General features: G+C 69.2%; 1 protein-coding gene. It reads right to left on the reverse strand.

Annotation, left to right across the window (positions count from 1 at the left end; genetic code table 11):
* Positions 1-636, reverse strand: a 636-nt coding sequence (locus CWM66_RS28975) for a hypothetical protein (RefSeq protein WP_199200072.1), incomplete at both ends; no start/stop codon positions are given.

Consider the following 636-nt stretch of genomic DNA (forward strand, 5'->3'; position numbering starts at 1 on the left):
ATCAGTCCGCGCATGCTCGATACCCAGGCCACGCCTGCCGCATCGACCACCATGCCGCCCGGTTCGAGGGCGGGGAAATCCTCCCGCGCGCCGATGCCATCGAGCAGCTGCAACCGCTGCCCGTCCCAGAAGTACTGCGATACCTGGCCCATGCCCGCCAGCCAGGTGATGCCGGTATCGGTGAAGGCCGACGCGTAGATGGCCTGCGTCGGCGCGCCGGGCACCGGCTCGAACCGGTCGGTCGCCTCGTTCCAGCGCAGCACGCCGCGGCTCGTGGACAGCCAGATCAACCCATCCGGGCCCACCCGCATCTCGTTGACCGCCAACTCGCGGCTCAGCCCATGCGCATCGTGCGCCAGCGTGCGCAGCACATGGCCATCGGGATCGCGCAGTTGGATGCCGTCAACGTCGGAATACATCCACAGGCGGCCATCGGCGGTCTGCCGGATCGTTTCCGCCTCGCCGTGCATCGCCGGGTCGCGGGCGTCGGTGTCGCGCCAGCGTTGCACGCTGCGGTCGGCCGGGTCGTAGCGCACCAGCCCGCGATACAGGCCGATCCACACGCGTCCCTGCTTGTCCTCCAGCACCGACTGCGGCCACTTCAGCCCGTCCACGCATTGCAGGTGGTGTTCGACC

The organism is Kosakonia sp. H7A, assembly GCF_003028445.1.
GTDB classification, from domain to species: Bacteria; Pseudomonadota; Gammaproteobacteria; order Enterobacterales; family Enterobacteriaceae; genus Kosakonia; species Kosakonia radicincitans.